Raw genomic sequence first — 20,858 nt, 5'->3', positions numbered from 1 at the left:
ATGGAACAATGAAAGGGCTTAGCGGGTGGTCACGGGAAGGGCGGCGCGGCGCGCTTCCCAGCCGACTTGCACCAGTTCCGGCGTGTCGGAATGCACCTCGGGCCAGCCGACGCAGAGATAGGCGACCAGCGACCAGTCGGTTGGTGCGTCCAGATCCCGGCTGAGGCGGTCGGGATCAAGGATCGAGACCCAGCCGACACCCAGACCGTTTGCGCGGGCGAGAAGCCAGAATTGGGTGATGGCCCCCACCACCGAGTAGCGGCGGGTTTCGGGCATGGTGGCAGCGCCGAGGCCAGCGCCCTTGGGGGTGGTTTCATCGCAAAAGATGGCAAGCTGCACCGGAGCGTTTTCCATGCCGGTGAGCTTCAGTCCGGCATAGAGCGCGGCCTTTTCACCGGAATAGCCCTTGAGGGCGGTGGCATTGGCGGTGCGAAAATTGTCGAGCGCGGCGGTGCGTGCCGCGTCGCTTTCGACGCGGATCACACGCCAGGGTTCGCTCAGCCCCACCGAGGGGGCCATCAGAAACGCGTCGAGGCACTCCGTCAGGAGTGCCTCGTCCACCGGATCGGTGCGGAAGTGGCGCACGTCGCGGCGCCACGTCATCAACCGGGAAAGATCGTCCCGGAAATGCTGCGAGAAGTCGGTCATTTCCGGGAATGTCCTTCTTATTCCTCGGCGGCGGCTTCTTCGGTCGCTGCTGCTGCCTTGGCGGCTTTCTCTTCAGCGCGGTCCTTGGCTTTCTGGCCGGGCTCACCCTTCTTGGGGTTGTTGCGCTCGGTCTTGGTCAGGGTGCCAGAGGCTTCAAGGAAGCGGGCCACACGGTCGGTCGGCTGGGCGCCCTGGTCGAGCCAGTACTGAACGCGTTCCATGTCCAGTTTCACGCGCTCTTCGCTGTCTTTGGGCAGGAGCGGGTTGTAGGTGCCCAGTTTCTCGATGAAACGGCCATCGCGCGGCATGCGGCTGTCGGCCGCGACAACGCGGTAGAAGGGACGTTTTTTCGAGCCGCCGCGGGCGAGACGAATTTTCATAGCCATGGGGTTTCTCCTTTGAATGGCAGTGCACCGATGGTGCGATTTGGTGTGCGGTGCGTGCAGTGCACGCACCCTACGTTTGGTGTTGTTTGTGGTGCTGAATGACTTCAGCGATGATGAAGTTCAGAAATTTCTTGGCGAATTCGGGGTCGAGATCGGCCTCTTGCGCCAATGCTTCGAGCCGCGCGATCTGGGCCGCTTCGCGGTTGGGATCGGACGGGGGAAGGTCGTGTTCGGCTTTCAGTTTCCCGACAGCCTGCGTGTGCTTGAAACGCTCGCCCAGCGTGTAGACGAGGATCGCGTCCAGACGGTCGATGCTTTCACGATGTTCCTTGAGCACCTCGGCGGCGCGGGTCACGGCGTCAGTCAAGGGCGTATCCTTTCGGTTTGAACATCGGGTCGGCATAGTGGCTGATTTCCATTTCGATGCCGTGGTTGATCTGGCTGTCCGCCAACTTGGCGGCAGAGGGGTGGCGATAGACCACGTCGTTGCCATCGACCGAGGGGGCTTCCTTGTCCTTGACCGCGCCAAGCCGTTCGGCGAGGCGGATCGAGTCGAGGTTCTTGGGGTCGAGATAGGACACCGCGCCCTCCCAGCCGAGCTGGTTATAGAAGTACTTGCGCGCCGCATGGGTGGCTTCGAGCGCATAACCCTGACCGGCCTTGTCGGGCCAGATGATCCAGGCCAGTTCGGCCTCGGGCCATGCGGCGGGTTTCCAGCCACCGGCCATGCCATAGGTTTCATCCGTCACCTTGTCGTGGATCATCCACATGCCATAGCCGCGAATGTTCCAGTGGCCGATTTCGGCCGCATAAAGCATCCATGTTTCATAAGGGTTCAGAGGGCCGCCCATGAAGCGGGAGCGGTAGGAGGCGAAGGTGGCCTTAAAGGCGGCGTAGTCCTCGGCCTCGGGGCCGCGCAAGACCAGACGCTTTGTTTCAAGGACGGGGATGTTCTTGGTTGCCATTATGCATACGCCTCCATGCCGCCATTGATCAGGGCGTCCGGGCCAAGGTGGCGCCAGATCTCGATCGTGCCGTATTCCGGGTCTTCGTGGTGTTTTTCGAAAGACGCGCCAACCCGTCGCGCCACGGCCTTGGAGCCTTCGTTTTCGGGGGCGATCTGCGAAATTGCCGTGTCCCAGCCAAGCACGTCATAGGCAAAAGCGCGCGATGCAATCGCGGCTTCGGTGGCAAAGCCCTTTCCCCATGCGTGCGGCATCAGCGTCCAGCCGATTTCACGCTCGAGCCAGCCGTCGGGATACCAGAGGCCGACACGCCCCATGTACTGGCCGGTTTTCTTTTCCTCGAGCGCCCAGAAGCCAAAGCCGCGCAAGGCCCAGTGGCCGATCACCATCGCAATCGAGCGCCACGCGCGGTGCGGCGGCATCGGGCCGCCGACAAAGCGGGCGTCATCGCTGGCGAGGAACGCTTTCTCGAAGGCGATATCGTCTTCGCAGAGTGCGCGCAGGATCAGCCGTTCGGTTTCCAGCGTGGGAATCGAGAATGAAGTGACGGTCATTGCATCGGCTCCGCAGTCAGGAGGAACGTTAGGCAACCGGGATACCAGTCGGGTGCATCCTGATCGGTCAGCACGGCGCCAAGCTTGCGGGCCACGGCGAGCGATGCGGCATTGTCGGGCTGCACAAGGATTTCCAGCAGGGACCAACCCGCTTCGCCAAGGAGGTGGTCGCGCACGGCGGCGGCGGCTTCGGTTGCGTAACCGTTGCCTTCATGCGTGCCGTCCCAGAGGGTCCATGTGAGTTCGGGCGCCTTGTCGCCCTCAATCATCAAGGGGCCGACATGGCCGATCGGGCGATCCTCAAGCGTGATGGTATAACGACCAAAGCCGCGGATCTGCCAATGACCGAGAACGGTGGCGAATTTTTCGAAACACTGCGCCTTGGTATAAGGACCACGTACAAAATGGCTGCGCGGCCCCATGTAATAGGCCGTGTATGCCGGTAGGTCCGAAGGCTCGGGCCGGCGCAGCCGCAGACGCGGCGTGGTTATGACCGAGGCGACGGTCATTTACTTTTTCTTCCCAAAGCCGGAGAGACCGGGGGGCAGGCCGCCCATGCCGCCCAACCCGGGTAGGCCGCCGGGCAAGCCGCCCTTGCCGCCAAGGGCCTTGGCCGCGGCCTCCATCTGTTTCGGGTCCATGCCAGCGGCCATTTCCTCGGGGGAGGGGCCGCCTTTGCCGAACATCTCGCCAAGCGCGGACTTGAGCATCTTGCCCTTACCCATCTTGCCCATCTTTTTCATCATGTCCGACATCTGACGCTGCATCTTCAAGAGCTTGTTGAGGTCGGACACCTCCATGCCGGAGCCCTTGGCGATGCGCTTCTTGCGGGAGGCCTGAAGGATCTGGGGGTTGGCGCGTTCCATCTTGGTCATCGACTGGATCATGGCGATCTGGCGCACGATCATCTTGTCGTCAAAACCCGCGTCCTGCACGTTCTTGGCCATCTTCGCCATGCCGGGCATCATGCCCATCAGGCCTTCCATGCCGCCCATCTTCTGCATCTGTTCGAGCTGCATTTTCATGTCGTTCATGTTGAAGCGGCCCTTCTGGAACCGTTTCATCATGCGTTCGGCCTGTTCGGCCTCGATGGTTTCCTGTGCCTTTTCGACAAGGGCTACGATGTCGCCCATGCCAAGGATACGGCCCGCGATCCGGTCCGGCTCGAAGGTTTCGAGCGCGTCCATCTTTTCGCCCAGACCGACGAATTTGATCGGCTTGCCGGTGACAGCGCGCATCGAGAGCGCGGCACCGCCGCGTCCGTCACCATCCATCCGGGTCAGGACGACACCGGAGATGCCGATCTTGCCGTCGAATTCCTCGGCCACCTCGACGGCGACCTGACCGGTCAAGCCATCGACGACGAGCAGCGTTTCGCGCGGGTTCACCGCGTCGCGCACGTCTTCGACCTCTTTCATGAGGACTTCGTCGATCTGCAGACGACCGGCGGTGTCGAGCATGTAGACGTCATAGCCGCCGAGTGTCGCCTGTTGTTTGGCGCGCTTGGCAATCTGAACGGCGGTTTCGCCGGGTACGATGGGCAGGGTGTCGACGCCGATCTGCTGGCCCAGCACGGCAAGCTGCTGCATGGCAGCGGGGCGGTAGATGTCGAGGCTGGCCATCAGCACGCGCTTGCCGTTCTTGTCGGTCAGGCGCTTGGCGAGTTTACCGGTGGTGGTGGTTTTACCCGAGCCCTGCAGACCGACCATCAGGATCGGGGCGGGCGGGTTGTCGATCTTGAGTTCGCCGGGCTCCTCGTTGTCGCCCTGAAGAACATGCTTGAGTTCGTCATGCACGATCTTGACGACCTGCTGACCGGGGGTGACCGATTTGGTGACGGCCTGGCCAGTGGCTTTTTCCTGAACCGCTTTGACGAAGTCGCGCGCAACCGGGAGCGAGACGTCGGCCTCCAAGAGGGCAACGCGCACTTCGCGCAGGGCGGTTTTCACGTCGTCTTCGGAGAGCGCGCCTTGTTTGGTCAGGCGGTCAAAGACACCGGACAGGCGTTCGCTTAGATTTTCAAACATCGCTCACCGGCTCCTTCTCACCGTTTCCAACTTGGCCCGAACTTAAGCACGAACCGCTCAAACGCCAATGTCCCCCGTGGGCGCGACGCGCTGACGGGGGGCGATCCCGGCCAAAGGCCATGGGACCGGAAGCTTGACAGACTCCCGGAGTTGCTGCGCCGTTTAGGACGGGAGGGGGGCAGAGTCAAGCGCTGTTGGGGTTTGATGCCCGTGCATAGGGTTTGCGGCGCAGGGCACGCAGCGTGCTTTTGCCGAGATAGCCCAGCATCAGCATGAGCGCGCTTTTGCTGGTGCGGGGCGAAGGCTCTTTCCCGGCGGCCATGCGGTCCATCTGCCAGACATAATACTCCACGCGCGCCACAGTGTTCACGAGGTTGATCAGCCAGTTCTTTGCGTTGATCCCCCACGCGCCGCGTCCAAGGGTCAGGTCATCTTCGTTGATGCCAATCTGTGCGGTCTTGCCTGAGATCAGATTCGTCGCGCCGTCGGGATGAACACAGAGCGGGCGGGCCAGTCCGATCATGTCGATGCCGTCTTCGGTCAGGGCCTGTTCCATCGCGGCGCGGCTGCGAAAACCGCCGGTGACCATGAGGGGCAGCGTGACTTCGGCGCGGATCTCGCGGGCATAGTCGAGAAAGAACGCCTCGCGCGCCCTGGTGCTGTCGCGTTGCGTGGCCTCGGGGGTGGCGGTGGCAAAGCTCATTTCCTCATAGGTACCGCCGGAGATTTCCAAGAGGTCGATGCCGTCCTCCTGTAACCAGCGGGCCACCTGTTTGCATTCTTCAAGGGTGAAGCCGCCTTTCTGGAAATCCGCCGAGTTGAGCTTGACCCCGATCGGGAAGGTGGGGCCGACCGCGGTGCGAACCGCGGCAATGATGCTGCGCAGGAAGCGGGCGCGGTTTTCAAGACTGCCGCCCCAATCGTCGCTGCGCCTGTTGGTGATGGGCGAGAGAAACTGGCTCACGAGATAGCCATGCGCGCCATGCACCTGCACACCGTCGAACCCAGCCTTTTGCAGGATGCGTGCGGTTTCGGCGTAGCGGCGGATTGCGTCGGCGATGTCGTCAGCACTCATGGCGCGTGGCTTGGCAAACAGGCCAAGCATTTTCAGTTTCTCATCCGAAGGAGAAAGCGGGCGGGCGTTGACTACCATGGGACATTGCCGACCCGGATGGCTAATCTGCACCCAGACCTGTGTATCATCGGATTTTGCGGCGGTGGCCCATTTGTTCAGGGCCGCCAGATCGCGTTCATCCTCGACCACGATATTGCCGGGGCGTTCAAGGTAGCGGCGGTCGATCATCACGTTGCCGGTGATCTGCAGCCCCATCGCGCCGCGCGCCCAGCGCCGGTAAAGCGTGGTGTGCTTTTGCGTCGGGGCGTCGCGCTTGTCAGCCATGGCTTCGGTCATGGCGCTTTTGCCAAAACGGTTGGAGAGGGTCGCGCCACAGGGCAGGGTGAGGGGTTGGGACAGAGGGGTGTCAGACATTACGCCAGTCTAGCAGCGGGTCTTGGGCGCGCACAGGGTTTTGTCGTGGGACGGCTTGTGTCGCCATGGGGGAGCGGGCAGAAAGGCGCAAAAGCTAGGCCATGGAGTTGGAAGATGGAGGCACCATTGAAGGCTGAGGACGCGTTGCCCATCAGCTCGGATGCTCTTTTGGAGCGGCTGACGGCGTGGGGATTGCCATATGATTTGCACGAACACCCGCCGCTGCGCACGGTGGAAGAGGCCAAGTCGGTCGAGGCGGCAATGACGGTGCCCGGCGAGGCGGCGCTCCGGATCAAGAACCTCTATCTGCGGGACAAGAAGAAGAGAAATTACCTTGTCACGCTGGAGCAGGATCGCGAGATTGATCTCAAGGCGCTGGGGGCGGCGTTGGGGGTGGGCAACCTGTCTTTCGGGTCGGCAGACCGGCTGTTTGAATTTTTGGGCGTGCGGCCCGGCGCGGTCACGCCGCTGGCGATGATCAACGGGGCGAAAAAAGGCGTGCGTTTCTTCATGGACAGCGCGTTTCACGAGGCGGATCGGGTCTATATGCATCCGCTGGTCAATGATCGTACAATCGCGTTGTCCCGGGGCGACGTGATGCGGTTCTTCGAACAGATCGGCGTAGAACCGGAATGGGTGGAGTGATTTCGATTGGTGGCGTTCTTTTGATGTGAGTGACACAGGGGGGAGCAATGGCGGAACGGTATAGGCTGAGCGAGGCACAGGTGCGGGCGTTCCGGGCGCAGGGATACCTTTATGTGCCGGGGCTGTTTTCCGGTGACGAGGTTGCTCGGATCACCGACTGGGTTGCGGAGCTCGAAGCGCGGCCTGACCGGGTGGGGGATGTCTGGAAGTATTTCGAGACCACGGCCGAGGGCGACCGGTTGCTGAACCGGGTCGAGAATTTTGCGCCCCATCACGCGGGGCTTGCGGGGTTGGTGGCAGATGCGCGCCTGCTGGGTGCCTGTGGGCAGTTGTTCGGCGAAGAGGCGGTTCTGTTCAAGGACAAGATCAACTTCAAGAAACCGGGCGCAGGTGGGTTCGAGCCGCATCAGGACATGCAGGCGGGGTGGGATACGTACGGGAATCTGCACATCTCGGTACTGGTTGCGATTGATGCGCAGACGGCGGAAAACGGGGCGCTTGAGATTGTGCCCGGGTATCATGACAGGGGGCTGCTCGGGGACATGTGGGCGCCGCTGAACGAAGCGCATGTGGCGGGCGCAACATGGGAGCCGTGCTATGCGCAGCCGGGAGACGCGCTTTTCTTTGACAGTTTTGCGCCGCACCGGTCCGGGCCGAACCACACGAACGCGGCGCGACGGGCGATGTACCTGACCTATGGCAGGATGTCAGACGGGGATCAGAGGGCGCGTTACTATGCAGACAAGCACGCGAACTTCCCTCCAGATATCGAACGCGATCCGGACGGGGACTACGCATACAGGGTGTAATACGAAAAGGGCGCCCGGCCGGGGCGCCCTTGGTCGCTTGGATGCGCGCGGGGATCAGGCGGCGATCTGGTCGAGAGTCCGACCTTCCTTGTCGAGGATGGTCACGTCGGTAATGCCGACAAATCCGAGGATGAATCGCAGGTAGTTCGAAGCATGGTCGAAGTCGGAGCCCAGTGGCGTGCCGCCGGTCGCGATGGTCACAATGGCCCTTTTGCCCGTCAAAAGACCCTTGGGGCCGGTCTCGGTATAGGCAAAAGTCACGCCAGCGCGGGCGATCTGGTCGACCCATGCCTTGAGCACCGCCGGGAGCGAGAAATTGTACATGGCGGTGCCGATGACGATCGTGTCGGCGGCCTGAAGCTCGGCCACCAGTTCGTCGGACAAGGCCAGCGCCGCGGCCTGTTCCGGGGTGCGGTTTTCCGCCGGGGTGAAGGTTGCGACGGTGAAGGTTTCGTCCAGAAACGGGACCCCCTCGGCAAGATCGCGGCGGATAACGGTGTCGGCGTTCTGTTCGGCCACGATACGGGCCGATGCCTGGCGCGAAGCAGAATCTGCGAAGCGTGCAGAGGCGTCGATATGGAGAAGAGTGGTCATGGATCAGGCTCCTTGGAGTGGTGTTTGCTCTTGTCCTCATTTGGGGAGTTGCAAATTCACACACAATTGGAATAATTGCGCATGTCTTGTTGGAAAATGCACAATTCATCGAGAGGGACGTGCGAATGGACAATTGGGACGAGGTGCGGACAGCATTTCAGGTAGCACGGCAAGGTACGGTAAGCGGGGCGGCTGAGGTGCTGGGCGTGCACCACGCGACGGTTATTCGCCACATCGATGCCTTGGAAACCCGGTTGGGGGTCAAGCTGTTCCAGCGTCATGCGCGCGGATACACTGCGACCGAGGCCGGAGAGGACCTGATGCGGGTGGCGCAGGCCACGGACGATCAGTTCAATCACCTGGAAGGGCGGATCAAGGGGCGCGGCGCGGATGTTTCGGGCGAACTTGTCATCACGTCGCTGGGCGGGCTTGCCGCGTTGGTCACGCCGGTGGTGGCCGCTTTCCAGGTGGCGCACCCGGACCTGATGGTGCGGTTCCTGACGGATGAGCGGGTGTTCCGGCTTGAGTATGGTGAGGCGCATGTGGCGATCCGTGCGGGGTCACAGCCCGAGCAACCCGACAACGTGGAACAGGCGCTGACCGGTATGAAAGTCGGCCTGTTTGCCAGCGACAGTTACATCGAGCGACACGGGCTGCCGGAAACCGAGGCCGACTTGGCCGCGCACAGGTTCATCGGGCATGACAATATCGACAACCGGGCCCCGTTCAATCAGTGGATGAAGGAGCATATCCCGCGCAACAACGTCGTATTCCGCACCAATTCGGACCGTGCGATTGCAGCCGCAATCCGGGGCGGCGTCGGGTTGGGGTTCATGGGGCTTTGGGCGGCGGAACAACTGCCCGAGCTGAAATTGGTGCACCCGGCGCGGGATGACTGGGCCATTCGCATACGGCTTGTCACTCATGTTGATCTGCATCGCACGGCCAAGGTCCAGGCATTCCTGAAATTCCTGAAGGCCGCCGCGAAGGAATGGCCCGGTACCGTATGAGCCTGATTGCCCGCGGCCATCTGGCCATGTTGTGTTTCTCGGCGCTTGTGGCCGGGTCGTTTTCTCTTGGATCGCTGGCGGCGAATGAGATCGCGCCTGCCGCGCTCAACGCGGTGCGGTTCCTGATCGCGGCCTTGGTGATCGGGGTGCTGGCCTGGGCGACCAGGGGCATCCCGCGGAGCGCCTTTCGGGCACCGTGGCGCTATCTGGTGCTGGGCGGGTTGTTTGCCACCTATTTCGTATTGATGTTCGAAGGCCTGAAGACGGCCGCCCCGGTAAGCACGGCGGCCGTCTTCACGTTAACCCCGCTGATGTCGGCGGGGTTCGGTTGGGTTTTGCTGCGCCAGATCACCACGAAACGCATGGCGATTGCACTGGCAATCGGAGCGGTCGGGGCGGTCTGGGTGATCTTTCGCGCCGACCTGAACGCGCTGTTGCAGTTTCGCGTGGGGCAGGGGGAAATCTACTATTTCTGGGGCTGCGTGGCGCATGCGGCCTATACGCCGATGGTGCGCAAGCTGAACCGGGGCGAGGCACCGGTGGTATTCACCTTTGGCATGTTGCTGGCCGGGCTATTCGTCTTGACGGTTTATGGCTGGGGCGACATTCGGGCGACCGACTGGGCAAGATTGCCGGGAATCGTTTGGATCACGGTGGTGTATTTGGCGCTGTTTGCCAGCGCGGCGACATTTGTGTTGTTGCAGTTCGCGACACTGCAACTTCCGAGCGCCAAGGTGATGGCCTATACCTATCTCGTGCCAAGCTGGGTTGCGGTGTGGGAGATCGCGCTGGGACATGGGGCGCCGAACATGCTTGTGCTGGTCGGGGTGGCGATGACCATTGTGGCCTTGGTGATGCTGCTCAGGAATGAACATGGGTGACGGGGCCCGTGCGCGAGGTTATCCCTCGGGCGGGTCGCGCAATTCCTGTTCGAGGAATTTTTCGAAGGCGTCGAGATTAACCGGCTCGAACTGGCCAAAACCCTGCATCCAGACGCTGGCCGCGCGCAGGGCGTCCGGTTCCAGCTTGCACCATTTCACCCGGCCACGCTTTTCCTGAGAGATCAGACCGGCACGGGTCAGGATCATCAGGTGCTTGGAAATTGCCGCGAGCGAAATGTCGAAAGGCTCGGCCACGTCCGTCACGGCCATGTCATCTTCGAGCAACATTGACAGGATCGCGCGCCGGGTCGGATCGGCCAGCGCGGCAAAGACGGTATCAAGAGCGGTTGTATTGGTCACAGTTTCGCGTAACCGGATGGGGCGGGGCGGTCAAGCGTGGTGTCCCGGTCGCGCGTGAACCGTCTGACAAGCTGATCGGCCAAGAGAGAGATGCCGCGATGACGGGTGGGGAAGAAAGCGGGATCCATCTGTTCCAGAATACGCCCCTGCCAAATTCAACCAGATCGTTGAATAAGGAATGTGAGCGCAAACCCCGGTCAAACCGCCTGCGACGGAATCGCCCGTTCTGCTGGGCTTAAAATAAAACGCAATAAAAACAACAGGTAAGGAGCGTGTCCGGTGGGTTTTGTTGCGCATTGACTCAGAGCGTGCTGCGCCGTAGCAATGCGCCAACGTCAGCAAGGGGTAATTTGCGCGTGACCGACCCGGATCAGAAAGACAGCATGAAGCGTCTGGAAGAGCGGATCGAGGCGGCTCGGCGAGCCCAGGACCCAAAGCCCCGCGTTGATGAGCACTATTCGGCGGCCAACCTGGCATGGCGCATGGTGATTGAGCTTGTGGCCGGTCTCGGGATCGGCTTCGGCATCGGATACGGGCTGGATATCCTTCTGGGAACCCTGCCCATCTTCATGGTGCTGTTTACATTTATGGGTCTCGCGGCAGGCATCAAGACGATGCTGCGCAGCGCCAAAGAGATCCAAGAGGAACAAGAGGCCGAAGCGGCCTCGAAAGACGAGAGGGACTAAGACGTGGCAAGCGAAGCACACGGCGCCGAAGAGGGCGGTCTGGTTTTCCACCCGATGGATCAGTTCATTGTGAAGCCGCTTTTTGGTGGCGATCACATCGGCCTGTTCACCATCACCAACGTGACCCTCTGGATGGCAATCGCCGTTCTGGGCATCATCGCGATGATGATCATGGGCACGCGCAGCCGCGCCATTGTCCCGAGCCGCTCTCAGTCGATCGCCGAGCTGGCCTATGGCTTCATCTACAAGATGGTCGAGGACGTTGCCGGCAAGGACGCCATCAAGTTCTTCCCCTACATCATGACCCTGTTCATGTTCATCGTGTTCGCCAACTTCCTTGGCCTGATCCCGATGTCCTTTACCACCACCTCGCACTTCGCCGTGACCGTTGTTCTGGCGCTGCTGGTTTTCCTGACCGTGACCATCGTGGGTTTCGTCAAGAATGGTGTTGGTTTCCTTGGCCTGTTCTGGGTTTCGTCGGCACCGCTGGCGCTGCGCCCGATCCTCGCCATCATCGAGCTGATTTCCTACTTCGTGCGCCCCGTGAGCCACAGCATTCGTCTTGCTGGCAACGTCATGGCGGGCCACGCGGTGATCAAGGTGTTCGCGGGTTTTGCCGCCATCGCCGTGGTCAGCCCGGTTTCGGTCATCGCGATCACCGCGATGTACGGTCTCGAGGTCCTGGTGGCCTTCATTCAGGCCTACGTCTTTACCATTCTGACCTGTGTGTACCTGAAGGACGCACTGCATCCGTCGCACTAAGAGCGGTGCGTGGCATCATGCACCCTACACAGGTTCGAAACTCTCAACTCTGAATACCAACTTCCAATCGTAAGGAGATACACCAATGGAAGGTCAACTCGCACACATCGGCGCAGGTCTCGCAGCTATCGGTTCCGGCGCAGCCGCTATCGGTGTTGGTAACGTTGCAGGCAACTACCTGGCCGGTGCACTGCGCAACCCCTCGGCAGCTGCTTCGCAGACCGCCACCCTGTTCATCGGTATCGCATTCGCAGAAGCACTGGGCATCTTCTCGTTCCTGGTTGCTCTGCTGCTGATGTTCGCCGTCTAAGCCGACTGGACTTATCCTTACGTGCGGGCGCGGGCGCGTCTGACAGCGCCCCGCCCGTAATTTAACGGAAGTTCCCAGGAGGACGACATGGCATCTTCAACAACAGAAGCCACTAGCCACGCCGCAGACGCCGCCGCGTCGGCGCCCGGCATGCCGCAGCTCGACTTCTCGAACTGGGGCAACCAGATTGTCTGGCTCTTGATCACGCTGATCGTGATCTATTTCGTCCTGTCGCGCATTGCGCTGCCGCGCATCGCCGCGGTTCTGGCCGAGCGCCAGGGGACAATTACGAATGACATCGCCGCAGCTGAAGAGCTGAAGGCGAAGGCCATCGAAGCGGAAGAGGCTTACAACAAGGCTCTGGCCGATGCCCGTGCAGAAGCACAGCGCATCGTGGCAGAAGCCAAAGCCGAGATCCAGGCCGACCTGGACGCCGCGACTGCGAAGGCCGATGCGGAAATTTCTGCCAAGGCGGCTGAATCGGAGAAGGCAATTGCCGAGATCCGTGCCGGTGCGTTGGAAAGCGTCAAGGAAGTGGCCAACGCCACCGCCGTCGAAGTGGTCGCCGCCCTGGGTGGTGCCGCAGACGAGGCGGACGTAACCGCAGCCGTTGACGCCCGGATGAAAGGGTAAAGAGATGCGCAAACTTTTGACACTCGCCGCCCTGACCGCCGCTGGCGTGACAGCAACGGGCCCGGCATTTGCCGCAAGCGGGCCGTTCTTTTCGCTGCACAACACGAACTTTATCGTAACGCTCGCGTTCATTCTCTTCATCGTGGTCCTGTTCTACTTCAAGGTCCCCTCGATGCTGGGTGGTATGCTGGACAAGCGCGCCGAAGGCATCCAGTCGGAACTCGACGAGGCCCGCTCGCTGCGCGAAGAGGCCCAGACTGTTCTGGCCAGCTATGAGCGCAAGCAGAAAGAAGTTCAGGAACAGGCGAACCGGATCGTCGAGCACGCCAAGGCTGAAGCCGCCACGGCAGCCGAGCTTGCCAAGGAAGAGCTGAAAGCCTCGATCGCGCGCCGTCTGGCCGCTGCCGAAGATCAGATCGCCTCGGCCCAGGCCAGCGCCGTCAAGGAAGTGCGTGATCAGGCCATCGTGGTTGCCATCGGCGCCGCACGCGACGTGATCGCCAAGAAGATGTCCGCAGCCGACGGCAACAAGCTCATCGACGCAGGCATCGCGGAAGTCGGAGCCAAGCTGCACTAAGCGCGCTTCACCTTGCTGAAAACTCCTGAAAACCCGGCCTTTGCGCCGGGTTTTTGGGTTTTGGCGTTATGCGTGGTATCATGTCTCCGCAATTCAGGGGAAATATCAGATGGCTTTCTGGAAGAGACAAACCATTGCGCCGCGCGACCCCGAGATCGTCCTGTCAGACATCCGGCAAAAGATTCTTTCGGGTCGAAAGCTGCATGTTGACCAGTTGACTGCAGAAGAGCTGGCCGCAGTTGGCAAGTTGATCGCCCAAGGGACCGCGCGATTTGGCAGCGCCGCCTGCCATCCTGTTGTCGAGGCGCGCCTGCGCTAAGAAAGGGAATGCTGGTTTTGGGCGGTGCCGAATTTCCGCCAATATTCTGTGATGTAAGTCGGCGACGAACATCACGGAGACCAAACCATGCGCGGATTATTGATTCTTGCAGCGATCGTGCTGTCAGGTTGCATGAGCACAACTTCGGTGAGCACCAAGCAAGCCACCGTCGAACCCAGAGAGATATTCTGGGCCAAGAACACGTTGGCTGAACAAACCGTTGATCCGGGAGCAGCCCAGTTTCGCAACATCTTTGTCGCCGACCTGAGCAACGGGGATCGCGTCTATTGTGGCGAGATGAATGCCGCCAATGGTGTGGGCGGTTACCTGGGCTTTACGCCATTTTACATGCGCCGCAGCGGTGAGGCGGTCAAGGCGTTGAACTGGGAGGCGCGCAGCGCCGATTTCTCTGCGGAGAAATGCGCGGATGCGCGCGCCGGGGCCCTTCGGATCAACAAGGTCTAGCGGATCGGATTGAACACCGCGTCCTTGAGCGTGCAATCGCGGATCACGTCCCGGCCGCAGGGGACGGGATCAAGTGACTTGGACAAGCAGACCCGTGCCTCCTGGATATAGCCGTCCCGACAGGTGATGGTCAGCATGTCCTTGTCGAGCTGCGGATTGGCCTTGAGAAAGGCATCCTCGACGACCGAAGCCGGCAAGCGGATGGTTTTGTCGAGCTTTCGAAACACGGCGGGCCGCGTGATTGCGTCATAGGCGCGTCGTGAGAGGGCGTAGTAATCCTCTCCCGAAAGGCCCGAGCAGCGGCCGTGTTTCTTCCACTGGTACCAGGCCAGGCCGGATGTGCCCATGATATCGGCCATCTCGTTGGTCAGGCTGCGGGGGGGATTGCGATGTGGGGTGCGGCAGTGGGACGGCCATCCCCGGTGGTATTGCGGCCAGAGCCCGTGCAAGACCCAACCATGGTCTTCGGAGGCATCGCACTGCGGCGAGTTGCGGGTATCGCCCTCGATCGCGCACCAGTTGGGCGACCAGCTCAGCGCCAGTACATAATAGTCGAAGTCACCGGCCTGTTCACCCTCGGCAAGACTTTGCGAAGTGATCAGGAAGGCAAAAAACAGGACTAACAGGGCGCGCATTCACTCTTTCCTTATTCTCGTCGTGCCACTATATAGGCCACAAGTTCCCCGACAACGGAAACCCGCATCTGGTTCCAGATGCCGCCTGCAAGGTCAGGCATCGGGGAAGATTTGTGTGAAGGAGAAGTGCATATGACCAAACTGCTGCACCCCAAGGCCACCGCCGTCTGGCTGGTGGACAACACCACGATCAGCTTCAAGCAGATCGCTGATTTCGTGGGCATGCACGAGCTTGAGATCCAGGGCATCGCCGATGGTGACGTGGCCGCTGGCGTGAAAGGGTTCGACCCGGTCGCCAACAACCAGCTGACACAGGATGACATCGACGCCGCGGAAGCCAACCCGCTTCACAAGCTCAAGGTCAAGTTTAACGCCGCCGCTCAGGGCGAAGAGAAACGCCGCGGCCCACGATATACGCCGCTCTCCAAGCGTCAGGACCGCCCCGCGTCGATTCTGTGGCTGGTCAAGTTCCACCCGGAACTGAGCGAGGGTCAGATCGGGAAGCTGGTCGGCACGACCAAACCGACCATTCAGGCAATCCGCGAACGCACGCATTGGAATATTGCCAACATCCAGCCGATCGACCCGGTGGCGCTTGGCCTGTGCAAACAGTCCGAACTCGATGCCGCAGTTCAGAAAGCGGCCGCCAAGAAAGCGGCAGAGGGCGAAGTCATGAGTGATGACGAACGCCGTAAGCTGGTCTCGACTGAACAGTCGTTGGGTATGGACGCCGAGCCCAAGATTCCGACCGCGATCGAAGGGTTGGAAACATTCAGCCTGAGCGGCGACGATGACGATGAGGACACGCGCACCGATGGTGATTACTCGGATGCGGACAGCTTCTTCAACCTGCCGGGTGGTGACGACGAAGACGAGGAAGACAAGCAGCCCTGATGCGGGTGAGCAATGTCAGAAGACCCTAATTGGGCCGTTCCGGGTGGAGCGGCCCTTTCTTCTTTCTTTTTCCAAAAATACCCAAAACCGCGCCTCTGGCGCGGCCACGCCCAACGTTTTGATGCGCATCTTTGATGCGCGGACAAAAGGGCGGGAGCGCCTCCGGTTCAGAGTTGTTTGCGTGCGTTCAGCGCGGCAGTGATCGTGCCTTCGTCGAGATAATCGAGTTCGCCTCCCACTGGCACACCCTGCGCCAGCGAGGTTAGGCGTACACGTCCCTCGAGTTGATCCGCGATGTAGTGGGCGGTGGTCTGGCCATCCACCGTGGCGTTCAGGGCGAGGATGACTTCGGAGATGGACTCGCTGGTCACGCGGTCGATCAGTCGCGGGATCGACAGGTCATCGGGGCCAACGCCCTCAAGCGCCGACAAGGTGCCGCCCAGCACGTGATAGCGCCCCTTGAATACCCCCGCCCGCTCCATTGCCCAGAGGTCGGACACGTCTTCGACCACGCAGATTTCACCCGTGGCGCGTTTGTCCGAAGCGCAGATATCACAGATTTCCGAGGTGCCGACATTGCCGCAGTTGAGGCATTCGCGGGCGGTCACGGCGACCTGTTGCATGGCATCGGCAAGCGGTGTGAGCAACAGGGCGCGCTTGCGGATCAGGTGCAGCACCGCACGACGCGCCGAGCGTGGGCCAAGCCCGGGCAACTTGGCCATCATCTCGATCAGCGTGTCTATTTCAGAACGGCTCATGTGGCTGGCCCTTGTTTTGCACACCGCCGACCCAGGCATTGGAATGCGAGGTCGGCGTTTTGAGTATTTATGGCAAAATGAAGAGCCACAAGCCTTAGAACGGCAGCTTGATGTCCTTGGGCAGGCCAAGGCTCTCGGCGATGTTGTTCAGTTCCTGCTGCGAGCGCTCTGCCGCCTTGGTCTGGGCGTCCTTGATGGCGGCAAGGATCAGGTCTTCGACCACTTCCTTGTCGTCGCCGTTGAAGATCGACGGGTCAATGTCGAGCGCCTTGAGCTCACCCTTGGCCGAGGCGGTGGCCTTGACCAGCCCGGCGCCGCTTTCGCCGACGACCATGATGCTGTGCAGTTCTTCCTGCATCTCGGTCATCTTCGATTGCATTTCCTGGGCCTGTTTCATCATCTTGGCCATGTCGCCCAGATTGCCTAAACCTTTGAGCATGTGTGTCTCCAGAGTGGGATGTTTGCGTTTGCGTCTAGATACGGGCCACGGGGTCGCGACACAAGGGGCGGGGCAGGGTCAGGGCGCGCGAAAGACCAGCGTGTAACTCATCGGCAGTCCGATATTCGCGGTTTCAAGATTATACCACGTGTTCGAGATATGGGTCGGGTATTCGGTGAAGTCCTCGACCCGGAGCCCGGATTTCACGCCGGACATGATGATCTCGGCCATGGTGTGCGAAAAGGATGTGGCGGGCTTTGCATCGTAGCTTTCGCCGCCATAGTAATCGAGGCCGTCCTTTTCCAGGTAGGGGGATTTGTCGAAATAGGAGAGTTCCCAGACGATTGGCCCTTTGGGTGGTCCGGGTTCGAACATGAAGAGGATGGGGTGATGTTCGTAGATGAAGAGCGCCCCACCGGGTCGCAACAGCCGGGCCACGCTGGCCATGAAGCGGTCGATGTCGGGCATCCACGACAGAACGCCGATGGTGATCAGCACGATGTCAAAGGTGCCGTGGTACTCGGGCGGAAAATCATGTGCTTCGCAACAGACGAACCGCGCCTGTGATCCGGCAGCTTGCGCCAGCTCGCGCCCCTGTTCGATGAAGCCCTCAGCGCCGTCAAACCCGACGCATTCCGCCGCCCCGAGCCGCTCGACACAGATCAGCTCGCGTCCGTTGTTGCAACAGACCTGAGCGACTGCCTTGCCTGCCACCTGAAGCGTTTCGAGTATGTCAATTGCCACGTCATCCAGAAGCGAGAAGCCGAAATCTGAAAAGGCTTTTAGCAGGTTATCCTGATTGTGCCGCGCATGGATCGGCGCCACCTGTTCCCAGGCCTCGAGATTTTGCGCCATAACCGATTTGGCGTCCTTGTCACTCATTACCACATCTTTCCGGGACAAAGGGGGATCAGTCCTCTTCGAAGGGGTCCCATTCGTCTTCGACCTCGGGCAGAGCCTCGGCCATGGCCTCGGCGGCCAGATCGTGTTGGGTTTTGATTTCGGTGATCCTTGCCTTTGGAAAAGCTGAGATCACGGCCTGAACCATCGGATGCTCCAGCGCTTCGGCGCGCAGGGCGTTTTCGGCGGCGTCGCGTTTTTCGGCAATCGTTTCCGCGCCGCCCTCGTTGACGATGGTCACGGCCCAGCGATTGCCGGTCCAGCCCTGAAGGCGCTGACCCAGTCGCGCGGCCAGATCGCGGGGGGCGGCCTCGGTGGGAACAAACTCAATCCGTCCCGGTTGGTAAGACACCAGCCGGACACAGGTTTCTACCTCGACCAGAAGTTTCACATCGCGATTGTGACGGATCAGTTCGACAACGTGGTCAAAGGTGGCAAAGCGGGCCAGCGCCTGTTCGGCGTCCAATGCAAGCGCGGTGACGTTGCCGCCGGGGCCGCCGGACACCTGCGTGTTGGCGCGTGCCATGGTGCCGCCGCCTGCGCCGCCGGGGGCCATACCACCGCCCGGTGGGGGCGGGGGCGGAGTTGTGTTCTGCAGTTTGCGCACCAGTTCCTCGGGTGAGGGCAGGTCGGCCACATGGGTCAGGCGGATGATGGCCATTTCCGCGGCCATCATCGCATTGGGGGCGGAGGCCACTTCGTCCAATGCTTTCAACAACATCTGCCACATGCGGGTGAGAACGCGCATGGGCAACTGGTCGGCCATGGCCTGGCCGCGTGTGCGTTCGTCGGGCGAAACGGTGGGGTCTTCGGCGGCCTCGGGTGTGATCTTGACCACGCTGACCCAATGGGTGATTTCGGCCAGATCGCGCAGCACGGCAAGCGGATCGGCGCCGTCGGCATATTGCGCGGACAGCTCGGTCAGGGCACCGCCCGCGTCGCCCTTGAGGATCATGTCAAACAGGTCGAGCACGCGGCCCCGGTCGGCAAGGCCCAGCATGGCGCGAACCTGGTCGGCGGTGGTTTCACCGGCGCCATGGCTGATGGCCTGATCGAGCAGGGATTGCGCATCGCGGGCCGAGCCCTCGGCAGCACGGGTGATCAGGGCAAGCGCGTCGTCGCTGATCTCGGCGCCTTCGGCGGTCGAGATGCGGCGCAGCATGGCGATCATGTCTTCGGGTTCGATGCGGCGCAGGTCAAAGCGCTGACAGCGCGACAGGACCGTCACCGGAACCTTGCGGATTTCCGTGGTGGCAAAGATGAATTTCACATGTGCGGGGGGTTCTTCCAGCGTTTTGAGCAGCGCGTTGAAGGCGCTGTTCGACAGCATGTGCACCTCGTCGATGATGTAGATCTTGTAGCGCGCGGAGGCGGCGCGGTAGTGCACGGAATCGATGATTTCGCGGATGTCGCCAACCCCGGTGCGCGAGGCGGCGTCCATCTCCATCACGTCGACATGGCGCCCTTCCATGATGGCGACGCAGTGTTCGCATTGCCCACATGGATCGGTCGTGGGGCCAGAGCCGCCATCCGGGCCGATACAGTTCATGCCTTTGGCGATAATACGCGCCGTGGTGGTTTTTCCGGTGCCACGAATCCCTGTCATAATAAAGGCTTGCGCGATCCGGTCGGCAGCAAAGGCGTTCTTCAGGGTACGCACCATGGCGTCCTGACCAACCAGATCGGCAAAGGTCTCGGGGCGGTATTTGCGCGCGAGAACCTGATAGGCTTTGGGGTCGGTGTCGCTCATTTGTGGCCTTTGTCGGGATTCGTCGGATCAGCCAGAGCCTACGGCGGGGCGGGGGCGAGGTCTACCGTTGATACCGGTCACAGCGCCCACAATATGCCGCCCACTCCGAGGGTGGCGATGGTCATCATTGTGGCGAGGCGGGTGAAGGCCTTGGTGGGCATGGTTTCGGCGTCGTTGTCGGAGAGTTTCTCCAAGGTCTTGCAGGCCTGATGGCGGGCGGCCCAATAAAGCGCGATGGCGGTGATCAGGAACAGGGTGGCCACGAGTTTGGCCGCCCATGTGGGTTCGAAATCGCCAAAAACCGCCTTGAGGCCGATGGCAACGCCGACGGAACCCAGCCCGGTGCCCATCCACGAGGAAAACGTGCGCTCATTGGCCATGATCGTGCGGTCTTCGGCCCAGCGGGTGCGGGTTTCGCTATTGTCTTCGGAAGGGTGTGAGGCATTGTGGGACATGGCACCAGACTAGCCCGAGACGCGGGGTGTTGCGAGGAGGATTTGCCGAGAGCATGGCATTCACGATTGCAGAAGTGACAGCCGCAAATGGCGTGTTGGGGATTTGCCCTCTGCCGGGGGTGGATGGGGATTATGAACGTGATTTCAAAATGATAGAGGGCTGGGCACCCGATCTTGTGATCAGCATGACGGAGCCGGACGAGATGCGCGCGGTCGGGGCAGAGGCGGTTGGCGGCGATCTTGCCGAGCTGGGAATCACATTTCACAGCCTGCCGGTCCGCGACTTTGGCGCACCGGCACCGGGCGTGCAGGCCGCCTGGCCGGGCGTGTCGAAAAAGGCGCACGCGATCCTGTCAGGGGGCGGGCGGGTGCTTGTGCATTGCCGGGGCGGGTGCGGGCGGTCCGGGATGGTGCTGTTGCGGCTGATGGTGGAAATGGGCGAGGCGCCGGAGGCGGCGCTGGCGCGGTTGCGCGCACAAAGGCCCTGCGCGGTGGAGACCGCAGCGCAGATGACGTGGGCGTTTGCCGGGAAAGGTTAACCGAACTGGCGACTCAAAGGTTAACGGCCTTGTTTTGCAGGGTTTCGGCAATCGGTATCCCGTCAGTAATACGTCGGTATTGCGTCGGTATGGCGCCCGCAAAGGCCCGAAATGGGCATGTGTTAAGGCAGCGTTCTTAACGAATTGATGAGAATTTGCGCGAAAATGCCCCCTCATCCAAGGTTCAGGGTCGGACCCTCGGGAGGTTGACCATCATCAGGCACGGTGTTGGGGGGATAAGGTGAGAGGCTGGACAACGACCCAAGCGGGGCTCGTTACGGCTGCTTCCTTCCGGATCTGACCGGGTTGGCGAGGCGCCTGCCCGCGCCAACCTCTCAAGCGGGGATATAAACCCGGCGATGCCCCAT

At 61.3% G+C, this 20,858-nt stretch carries 29 protein-coding genes and 1 other RNA gene; 13 read left to right on the top strand and 17 right to left on the bottom strand.

Features of this window, described 5'->3' with window-relative positions; all coding sequences use genetic code 11:
- Window positions 1-18: 18 nt before the first annotated feature.
- From bluB to ACS3QZ_RS09715, 8 genes are all read right to left on the bottom strand, one after another.
- A complete protein-coding gene (gene bluB, locus ACS3QZ_RS09750; RefSeq protein ID WP_456037657.1) occupies window positions 19-648 on the bottom strand; it encodes a 5,6-dimethylbenzimidazole synthase in 630 nt (209 codons plus the stop codon).
- Between the two features lie 17 nt (window positions 649-665).
- Window positions 666-1,034 (bottom strand): 30S ribosomal protein S16, encoded by a 369-nt coding sequence (gene rpsP / locus ACS3QZ_RS09745; RefSeq protein WP_093090568.1) that lies wholly within the window; start codon window positions 1,032-1,034, stop codon window positions 666-668.
- A gap of 70 nt (window positions 1,035-1,104) precedes the next feature.
- Window positions 1,105-1,401, bottom strand: coding sequence for a chorismate mutase (locus ACS3QZ_RS09740; RefSeq protein ID WP_093090566.1), 297 nt, complete (start codon window positions 1,399-1,401; stop codon window positions 1,105-1,107).
- The gene (locus ACS3QZ_RS09735; RefSeq protein ID WP_093090564.1) at window positions 1,394-1,999 is read right to left on the bottom strand and encodes a GNAT family N-acetyltransferase; all 606 of its coding nucleotides are present in this window, start codon (window positions 1,997-1,999) and stop codon (window positions 1,394-1,396) included. The genes ACS3QZ_RS09740 and ACS3QZ_RS09735 overlap by 8 nt, the downstream gene beginning before the upstream one ends.
- Entirely contained in the window at window positions 1,999-2,553 is a 555-nt protein-coding gene (locus ACS3QZ_RS09730; protein WP_456037656.1) for a GNAT family N-acetyltransferase, read from the bottom strand. Before ACS3QZ_RS09730 ends, ACS3QZ_RS09735 begins: the two co-directional genes overlap by 1 nt.
- On the bottom strand, window positions 2,550-3,062 hold the full coding sequence (locus tag ACS3QZ_RS09725) for a GNAT family N-acetyltransferase (RefSeq protein WP_456037655.1): 513 nt from the start codon (window positions 3,060-3,062) through the stop codon (window positions 2,550-2,552). The genes ACS3QZ_RS09730 and ACS3QZ_RS09725 overlap by 4 nt, the downstream gene beginning before the upstream one ends.
- A complete protein-coding gene (gene ffh / locus ACS3QZ_RS09720) occupies window positions 3,063-4,580 on the bottom strand; it encodes a signal recognition particle protein (RefSeq protein WP_093090558.1) in 1,518 nt (505 codons plus the stop codon). It abuts the gene before it with no gap.
- Between the two features lie 184 nt (window positions 4,581-4,764).
- Window positions 4,765-6,069 (bottom strand): NADH:flavin oxidoreductase/NADH oxidase family protein, encoded by a 1,305-nt coding sequence (locus tag ACS3QZ_RS09715; RefSeq protein WP_456037654.1) that lies wholly within the window; start codon window positions 6,067-6,069, stop codon window positions 4,765-4,767.
- A 114-nt stretch (window positions 6,070-6,183) separates the two neighbouring features.
- Between ACS3QZ_RS09715 and ACS3QZ_RS09710 the strand changes: the two genes are divergently transcribed.
- Window positions 6,184-6,714 (top strand): prolyl-tRNA synthetase associated domain-containing protein, encoded by a 531-nt coding sequence (locus ACS3QZ_RS09710; RefSeq protein ID WP_456037653.1) that lies wholly within the window; start codon window positions 6,184-6,186, stop codon window positions 6,712-6,714.
- 47 nt (window positions 6,715-6,761) lie between these two features.
- A complete protein-coding gene (locus ACS3QZ_RS09705) occupies window positions 6,762-7,523 on the top strand; it encodes a phytanoyl-CoA dioxygenase family protein (protein ID WP_456037652.1) in 762 nt (253 codons plus the stop codon).
- A gap of 54 nt (window positions 7,524-7,577) precedes the next feature.
- Here the strand turns inward: ACS3QZ_RS09705 and ACS3QZ_RS09700 are convergent, their stop codons facing one another.
- Window positions 7,578-8,117: an FMN-dependent NADH-azoreductase gene (locus tag ACS3QZ_RS09700; RefSeq protein WP_456037651.1), complete on the bottom strand. Its 540-nt coding sequence runs from the start codon at window positions 8,115-8,117 to the stop codon at window positions 7,578-7,580.
- Window positions 8,118-8,242: 125 nt separating this feature from the next.
- On the opposite strand from ACS3QZ_RS09700, the gene ACS3QZ_RS09695 reads away from it, so the two are divergent.
- Window positions 8,243-9,127, top strand: coding sequence for a LysR family transcriptional regulator (locus ACS3QZ_RS09695; RefSeq protein WP_093090548.1), 885 nt, complete (start codon window positions 8,243-8,245; stop codon window positions 9,125-9,127).
- On the top strand, window positions 9,124-10,008 hold the full coding sequence (locus ACS3QZ_RS09690) for a DMT family transporter (protein WP_456037650.1): 885 nt from the start codon (window positions 9,124-9,126) through the stop codon (window positions 10,006-10,008). The genes ACS3QZ_RS09695 and ACS3QZ_RS09690 overlap by 4 nt, the downstream gene beginning before the upstream one ends.
- 18 nt (window positions 10,009-10,026) lie before the next feature.
- Here ACS3QZ_RS09690 and ACS3QZ_RS09685 read toward each other — a convergent pair whose 3' ends face one another.
- Window positions 10,027-10,368, bottom strand: a complete 342-nt coding sequence (locus ACS3QZ_RS09685; RefSeq protein ID WP_456037649.1) for an ArsR/SmtB family transcription factor — start codon at window positions 10,366-10,368, stop codon at window positions 10,027-10,029.
- 356 nt (window positions 10,369-10,724) lie between these two features.
- Between ACS3QZ_RS09685 and ACS3QZ_RS09680 the strand changes: the two genes are divergently transcribed.
- From ACS3QZ_RS09680 to ACS3QZ_RS09650, 7 genes are all read left to right on the top strand, one after another.
- Window positions 10,725-11,054, top strand: a complete 330-nt coding sequence (locus tag ACS3QZ_RS09680) for an AtpZ/AtpI family protein (RefSeq protein WP_093092489.1) — start codon at window positions 10,725-10,727, stop codon at window positions 11,052-11,054.
- 54 nt (window positions 11,055-11,108) lie between these two features.
- The gene (locus ACS3QZ_RS09675; protein ID WP_207502920.1) at window positions 11,109-11,816 is read left to right on the top strand and encodes a F0F1 ATP synthase subunit A; all 708 of its coding nucleotides are present in this window, start codon (window positions 11,109-11,111) and stop codon (window positions 11,814-11,816) included.
- 85 nt (window positions 11,817-11,901) lie between these two features.
- Window positions 11,902-12,126, top strand: coding sequence for a F0F1 ATP synthase subunit C (locus ACS3QZ_RS09670; RefSeq protein ID WP_022572950.1), 225 nt, complete (start codon window positions 11,902-11,904; stop codon window positions 12,124-12,126).
- Window positions 12,127-12,213: 87 nt separating this feature from the next.
- The gene (locus ACS3QZ_RS09665; protein ID WP_093090540.1) at window positions 12,214-12,759 is read left to right on the top strand and encodes a F0F1 ATP synthase subunit B'; all 546 of its coding nucleotides are present in this window, start codon (window positions 12,214-12,216) and stop codon (window positions 12,757-12,759) included.
- Window positions 12,760-12,763: 4 nt separating this feature from the next.
- Window positions 12,764-13,336 carry a F0F1 ATP synthase subunit B gene (locus ACS3QZ_RS09660; RefSeq protein ID WP_456037648.1) on the top strand — a complete coding sequence of 191 codons (573 nt, stop codon included), beginning with the start codon at window positions 12,764-12,766 and terminating at the stop codon, window positions 13,334-13,336.
- A gap of 109 nt (window positions 13,337-13,445) precedes the next feature.
- Window positions 13,446-13,655 (top strand): hypothetical protein, encoded by a 210-nt coding sequence (locus tag ACS3QZ_RS09655; protein ID WP_131814312.1) that lies wholly within the window; start codon window positions 13,446-13,448, stop codon window positions 13,653-13,655.
- 87 nt (window positions 13,656-13,742) lie between these two features.
- On the top strand, window positions 13,743-14,120 hold the full coding sequence (locus ACS3QZ_RS09650; protein WP_456037647.1) for a hypothetical protein: 378 nt from the start codon (window positions 13,743-13,745) through the stop codon (window positions 14,118-14,120).
- Here the strand turns inward: ACS3QZ_RS09650 and ACS3QZ_RS09645 are convergent.
- Window positions 14,117-14,755 carry a ribonuclease T2 family protein gene (locus tag ACS3QZ_RS09645; RefSeq protein WP_456037646.1) on the bottom strand — a complete coding sequence of 213 codons (639 nt, stop codon included), beginning with the start codon at window positions 14,753-14,755 and terminating at the stop codon, window positions 14,117-14,119. The two genes, ACS3QZ_RS09650 and ACS3QZ_RS09645, sit on opposite strands and share 4 nt — an antisense overlap.
- Before the next feature lie 132 nt (window positions 14,756-14,887).
- On the opposite strand from ACS3QZ_RS09645, the gene ACS3QZ_RS09640 reads away from it, so the two are divergent.
- Window positions 14,888-15,649, top strand: coding sequence for a DUF1013 domain-containing protein (locus ACS3QZ_RS09640; RefSeq protein ID WP_456037645.1), 762 nt, complete (start codon window positions 14,888-14,890; stop codon window positions 15,647-15,649).
- 167 nt (window positions 15,650-15,816) lie between these two features.
- Here ACS3QZ_RS09640 and recR read toward each other — a convergent pair whose 3' ends face one another.
- The 5 genes from recR to ACS3QZ_RS09615 all read right to left on the bottom strand — a co-directional run bounded on the left by recR (window position 15,817) and on the right by ACS3QZ_RS09615 (window position 19,951).
- Entirely contained in the window at window positions 15,817-16,407 is a 591-nt protein-coding gene (gene recR, locus ACS3QZ_RS09635; RefSeq protein WP_456037644.1) for a recombination mediator RecR, read from the bottom strand.
- A gap of 94 nt (window positions 16,408-16,501) precedes the next feature.
- Complete coding sequence (locus ACS3QZ_RS09630; protein WP_093090528.1) at window positions 16,502-16,846, bottom strand: YbaB/EbfC family nucleoid-associated protein; 345 nt, start codon at window positions 16,844-16,846, stop codon at window positions 16,502-16,504.
- A gap of 78 nt (window positions 16,847-16,924) precedes the next feature.
- The gene (locus tag ACS3QZ_RS09625; protein ID WP_456037643.1) at window positions 16,925-17,728 is read right to left on the bottom strand and encodes a class I SAM-dependent methyltransferase; all 804 of its coding nucleotides are present in this window, start codon (window positions 17,726-17,728) and stop codon (window positions 16,925-16,927) included.
- Window positions 17,729-17,756: 28 nt separating this feature from the next.
- Complete coding sequence (locus tag ACS3QZ_RS09620; protein ID WP_456037642.1) at window positions 17,757-19,496, bottom strand: DNA polymerase III subunit gamma/tau; 1,740 nt, start codon at window positions 19,494-19,496, stop codon at window positions 17,757-17,759.
- 77 nt (window positions 19,497-19,573) lie between these two features.
- Window positions 19,574-19,951 carry a YidH family protein gene (locus tag ACS3QZ_RS09615; RefSeq protein WP_456037641.1) on the bottom strand — a complete coding sequence of 126 codons (378 nt, stop codon included), beginning with the start codon at window positions 19,949-19,951 and terminating at the stop codon, window positions 19,574-19,576.
- A 53-nt stretch (window positions 19,952-20,004) separates the two neighbouring features.
- Between ACS3QZ_RS09615 and ACS3QZ_RS09610 the strand changes: the two genes are divergently transcribed.
- A complete protein-coding gene (locus ACS3QZ_RS09610) occupies window positions 20,005-20,490 on the top strand; it encodes a protein-tyrosine phosphatase family protein (RefSeq protein ID WP_456037640.1) in 486 nt (161 codons plus the stop codon).
- Window positions 20,491-20,729: 239 nt separating this feature from the next.
- Here the strand turns inward: ACS3QZ_RS09610 and ffs are convergent.
- An RNA gene (ffs, locus tag ACS3QZ_RS09605) (signal recognition particle sRNA small type) lies at window positions 20,730-20,828 on the bottom strand.
- Window positions 20,829-20,858: the final 30 nt, after the last annotated feature.

Source organism: Shimia sp. W99 (genome assembly GCF_053851455.3).
The sequence above is the reverse complement of the archived record's forward strand: the minus strand, read 5'-3'. Positions and strand labels throughout refer to the sequence as shown.

Bases quoted from the DNA above. Each gene is read 5' to 3' on its own strand.
- bluB (WP_456037657.1), bottom strand. From the start codon at position 648: ATGACCGACTTCTCGCAGCATTTCCGGGACGATCTTTCCCGGTTGATG.
- rpsP (WP_093090568.1), bottom strand. From the start codon at position 1,034: ATGGCTATGAAAATTCGTCTCGCCCGCGGCGGCTCGAAAAAACGTCCC.
- ACS3QZ_RS09735 (WP_093090564.1), bottom strand. From the start codon at position 1,999: ATGGCAACCAAGAACATCCCCGTCCTTGAAACAAAGCGTCTGGTCTTG.
- ACS3QZ_RS09730 (WP_456037656.1), bottom strand. From the start codon at position 2,553: ATGACCGTCACTTCATTCTCGATTCCCACGCTGGAAACCGAACGGCTG.
- ACS3QZ_RS09725 (WP_456037655.1), bottom strand. From the start codon at position 3,062: ATGACCGTCGCCTCGGTCATAACCACGCCGCGTCTGCGGCTGCGCCGG.
- ffh (WP_093090558.1), bottom strand. From the start codon at position 4,580: ATGTTTGAAAATCTAAGCGAACGCCTGTCCGGTGTCTTTGACCGCCTG.
- ACS3QZ_RS09715 (WP_456037654.1), bottom strand. From the start codon at position 6,069: ATGTCTGACACCCCTCTGTCCCAACCCCTCACCCTGCCCTGTGGCGCG.
- ACS3QZ_RS09710 (WP_456037653.1), top strand. From the start codon at position 6,184: ATGGAGGCACCATTGAAGGCTGAGGACGCGTTGCCCATCAGCTCGGAT.
- ACS3QZ_RS09705 (WP_456037652.1), top strand. From the start codon at position 6,762: ATGGCGGAACGGTATAGGCTGAGCGAGGCACAGGTGCGGGCGTTCCGG.
- ACS3QZ_RS09700 (WP_456037651.1), bottom strand. From the start codon at position 8,117: ATGACCACTCTTCTCCATATCGACGCCTCTGCACGCTTCGCAGATTCT.
- ACS3QZ_RS09695 (WP_093090548.1), top strand. From the start codon at position 8,243: ATGGACAATTGGGACGAGGTGCGGACAGCATTTCAGGTAGCACGGCAA.
- ACS3QZ_RS09690 (WP_456037650.1), top strand. From the start codon at position 9,124: ATGAGCCTGATTGCCCGCGGCCATCTGGCCATGTTGTGTTTCTCGGCG.
- ACS3QZ_RS09675 (WP_207502920.1), top strand. From the start codon at position 11,109: ATGGATCAGTTCATTGTGAAGCCGCTTTTTGGTGGCGATCACATCGGC.
- ACS3QZ_RS09670 (WP_022572950.1), top strand. From the start codon at position 11,902: ATGGAAGGTCAACTCGCACACATCGGCGCAGGTCTCGCAGCTATCGGT.
- ACS3QZ_RS09665 (WP_093090540.1), top strand. From the start codon at position 12,214: ATGGCATCTTCAACAACAGAAGCCACTAGCCACGCCGCAGACGCCGCC.
- ACS3QZ_RS09660 (WP_456037648.1), top strand. From the start codon at position 12,764: ATGCGCAAACTTTTGACACTCGCCGCCCTGACCGCCGCTGGCGTGACA.
- ACS3QZ_RS09655 (WP_131814312.1), top strand. From the start codon at position 13,446: ATGGCTTTCTGGAAGAGACAAACCATTGCGCCGCGCGACCCCGAGATC.
- ACS3QZ_RS09650 (WP_456037647.1), top strand. From the start codon at position 13,743: ATGCGCGGATTATTGATTCTTGCAGCGATCGTGCTGTCAGGTTGCATG.
- ACS3QZ_RS09645 (WP_456037646.1), bottom strand. From the start codon at position 14,755: ATGCGCGCCCTGTTAGTCCTGTTTTTTGCCTTCCTGATCACTTCGCAA.
- ACS3QZ_RS09640 (WP_456037645.1), top strand. From the start codon at position 14,888: ATGACCAAACTGCTGCACCCCAAGGCCACCGCCGTCTGGCTGGTGGAC.
- recR (WP_456037644.1), bottom strand. From the start codon at position 16,407: ATGAGCCGTTCTGAAATAGACACGCTGATCGAGATGATGGCCAAGTTG.
- ACS3QZ_RS09630 (WP_093090528.1), bottom strand. From the start codon at position 16,846: ATGCTCAAAGGTTTAGGCAATCTGGGCGACATGGCCAAGATGATGAAA.
- ACS3QZ_RS09625 (WP_456037643.1), bottom strand. From the start codon at position 17,728: ATGAGTGACAAGGACGCCAAATCGGTTATGGCGCAAAATCTCGAGGCC.
- ACS3QZ_RS09620 (WP_456037642.1), bottom strand. From the start codon at position 19,496: ATGAGCGACACCGACCCCAAAGCCTATCAGGTTCTCGCGCGCAAATAC.
- ACS3QZ_RS09615 (WP_456037641.1), bottom strand. From the start codon at position 19,951: ATGTCCCACAATGCCTCACACCCTTCCGAAGACAATAGCGAAACCCGC.
- ACS3QZ_RS09610 (WP_456037640.1), top strand. From the start codon at position 20,005: ATGGCATTCACGATTGCAGAAGTGACAGCCGCAAATGGCGTGTTGGGG.